The 3,023-nt window shown below is 41.5% G+C and carries 3 protein-coding genes; all 3 read left to right on the top strand.

What is annotated here, in order from left to right; translation table 11 throughout:
* Positions 1–79: 79 nt before the first annotated feature.
* Positions 80–466 carry a hypothetical protein gene (locus tag ACQRBJ_RS15755; protein WP_445304193.1) on the top strand — a complete coding sequence of 129 codons (387 nt, stop codon included), beginning with the start codon at positions 80–82 and terminating at the stop codon, positions 464–466.
* The gene (tnpB, locus tag ACQRBJ_RS15760) at positions 460–894 is read left to right on the top strand and encodes an IS66 family insertion sequence element accessory protein TnpB (RefSeq protein WP_294863238.1); all 435 of its coding nucleotides are present in this window, start codon (positions 460–462) and stop codon (positions 892–894) included. The genes ACQRBJ_RS15755 and tnpB overlap by 7 nt, the downstream gene beginning before the upstream one ends.
* A gap of 80 nt (positions 895–974) precedes the next feature.
* Positions 975–2,945, top strand: coding sequence for an IS66 family transposase (tnpC, locus tag ACQRBJ_RS15765; protein ID WP_445304194.1), 1,971 nt, complete (start codon positions 975–977; stop codon positions 2,943–2,945).
* Positions 2,946–3,023 lie beyond the last annotated feature (78 nt).

Raw genomic sequence — 3,023 nt, forward strand, 5'->3', positions numbered from 1 at the left:
GTAAGCAGTCACTTTAGGCCGTCTTGTGTACGTTAATAAAAATATATACCTTTGCCCCGAATTTTAAATTTGGGACAAAATGAATATAAACGAAGAAGGCAAGTACTATGCCTCAATGGTTCGTAAGTTTCGAACTGAGTACAAGAGCAAGAACCTTCATGGGTTCTGTAAAGAACAAAATGTAAGCTATACCAAGATGCTTCATTGTTTGCGTAACGATTCTTATCGTAAGCCAAGTGCCAAGCCTGTGAGTTCAGATGAAGAGCAGGGCTTGCATCCACTGGTCGTAGAACCTGCAGATTCTGTAACGATAGAACCAGCAGTTTTGCCAGTAGAGCAAGATGTAGATTTGTTGCTTGATGATATAGAGTTGAACTTTGGTAGTAAGATTAGCTTACACATAGGTAGTTGTTCCAAGTCAGCTTTGGTTTCACTGATAAAGGAAATGGAGGGAACACTATGCTAAGTTTATCAAGTGGTTTTAATTATTATCTGTGCAGTGAACCCGTAACCTTGCGTTATCGCCATGCTGGTTTGCGCAATTATATCAAGAGCCAACTCCATCGTGATCCAACCAATGGAGACATTTATATCTTCCTTTCAAAGGACAGCCATCGTGTTCGCATCTATTATTTTCATCATCAAGGCGAGATTCTTACCGAAAAGATTCTCCATTCCAACCATTTCGTTGAGCCAGTCTTCGATGAGAAAAAGGGATGCTATCATATCTCATGGGAGAGCTTTGTCTATCTGGTTGAAGGAATCGTTCTAAAAGACCGTAAGGTAGCTTTTAACGACCTAAATGATGAAAATGACGAAGAATTGGGTATGGATATAGAAGAGTCTGTTCAAGGGGAAATAGACGAAAATGAACTTTTGAAAGAAGCTATTTAATATATAATATTTAACATAAAATATTGATATTCAATGCTTTATAATTTTGTTATCTCAAATATTTTTAGTATCTTTGCAGTATGAAATCAGAAGAGAAATCCATACAGGCTATAAGTGCGCAAGCGCATAGCGAGGCAGCTGACAACAGGTTGCTCCGCAAGAAACTCCAGGCTCGTGATAAACGGGTGGTGGAGCTTGAGGCTATGGTTTCTAACCTGAACAAGCAGCTTTGTGAAAAGGTAGATCAGTTGAATGACATGATGCAAAAACTTGTTGCATTCATGACTGGTAATGGAGAGGTTAATCTTTCAGACTCTCTTCGTGAAGCTGTAGTTGCGGGTGTGCGTGCTGAGTTTGAGGCACGTGAACAAAAACTAAAGGAAACATATGCTAGTGAGTTGGAGAAACTTACTTCTGATTTCAATGCTCGCTTGGCAGCTAAGCAGAATGAGATAAATCAGTTGAAAGGCATAAATGATGGGGATAATCCGACAACCACAATGCCAAGTAACTCAAACTCGGATTCAACAATGTCACCAGAGGCAAAATTGAAATCTAGCGAACAGCAAAAGGCAAATCTTCAGGTTACAGCCTATGGGCAGCATACCGAGTCTGGAAAATTCCACCATGGTAGCCAGCAGACAGAAAATGCCGATGACTTGGATCTCAATGGTGAGGATGTCCCAGAGGAAAAGATTGTCACTATCGCTAAGACGTTAAAGGAGCATAAGGATATGAAAGGCGTCAAGAAGCCTAGACGTGAGCAGCCACTTATTGCTGCTGCTGTAGGCGGCAATAATGATATTGTTCTCAAACCAGCCAACCTTCCTGCCGATGTCGTTGAAATAGGAGAGGATGTATCTGTCCGTCATACTTATGTGAAAGGTTTTATCCGTACTTATATTATCCGTCGCAAGAAATATAAGGATTCCAAGGGTAAATGCTATCATGTAAATCTTCCTAAAGAGTACGAGAACTGTATGGGCAGAACATGGGCAACGGAGTCGTTGATAGCCCAGATATTGACGATGCATTTCTATTATCATATGACAATCGGAGATATCGAGGCATGGCTGAAAGGTATGGGCTTGAACTATGCTCATTCGACGATTATGGGGTGGATTGAAATCGGTGCCAATATACTGGAGCCATTGGATGATCCGCTCCATAAGGAAATCATCGCTTCTGGCAACGTCCATGGTGATGAATCTACATTGGGTTGTAAAGACCAGAGATTGCCTGGTAAGGGTGAGACGATTGAGGATGTGGAGGATGAACTTCACTTCTTCAAGCGTTGGATATTCTGTTACTATGCGCCAATGTTAGGTCTGACCCAGTTCGTGTTCCATGAACGTGGTCGTAGAACCCAGGAGGCAGTCAAGAAGTACTTTGAAGACGTGATGGAGAAAATTTACCTCCATAGTGATGGCGCACCTATCTATAAGTGCTACGATGTTGGAGAGTTAATACAACGAATAGCCTGTTTGGTTCATATGCGAAGACCATTCTTCAAATTGAAGGATTTTTCGGAAGATGCCATGATGATATTGAAGTTGTTTGATGCAATCTTCCGTGAGGACAAGCTGATAAAGGCAGGGTTCTCAAATCCTGATGACATTCGGCGAGAGCGAGTACTTCGCATAGCTCCTATGCTTAATGACTTGAAATCATATTTGGATAAATTGGCAAAGAACCTTGAGAAGGAGGAAGAACCCGAACTTCTCAAGGCTGTGAACTATGCCCTTACTGAATATCCTTGTATGTTGCGCTGTTTAGAGGATGGTAGTCTTGATCTCTCGAACAATGTATGTGAGCGCCAGATTAGAAGAATAGCGAAGTATCGCAATAATAGTTATTTTGTTGGCAGTCCGGAATCAGGTGTGCGCTTTGCTCGCCTGATGTCCCACTTTGCCAATATCCGTAAGCACAATTTGGATCCTGTGGAGTATCTTTGTGATGTGTTCCGCAGGATCAAGAAAACGGCAAAGGACAAATTGGTAGACTTACTCGCTCATAGATGGCAGCTGGCAACAGTTACTGCTTGGGCATAAATTCAAATGTTTTTTTCTTAAAAGATAATAAAAAAGCATTCATTTTATGGCTTAACGCACCTAAAGTGACCGCTTACG

This window comes from Prevotella sp. SGI.167 (genome assembly GCF_050313615.1).
Classification (GTDB): Bacteria; Bacteroidota; Bacteroidia; order Bacteroidales; family Bacteroidaceae; genus Prevotella.

Coding starts and splice junctions, on each gene's coding strand:
- ACQRBJ_RS15755 (WP_445304193.1), top strand. CDS start 80: ATGAATATAAACGAAGAAGGCAAGTACTATGCCTCAATGGTTCGTAAG.
- tnpC (WP_445304194.1), top strand. CDS start 975: ATGAAATCAGAAGAGAAATCCATACAGGCTATAAGTGCGCAAGCGCAT.
- tnpB (WP_294863238.1), top strand. CDS start 460: ATGCTAAGTTTATCAAGTGGTTTTAATTATTATCTGTGCAGTGAACCC.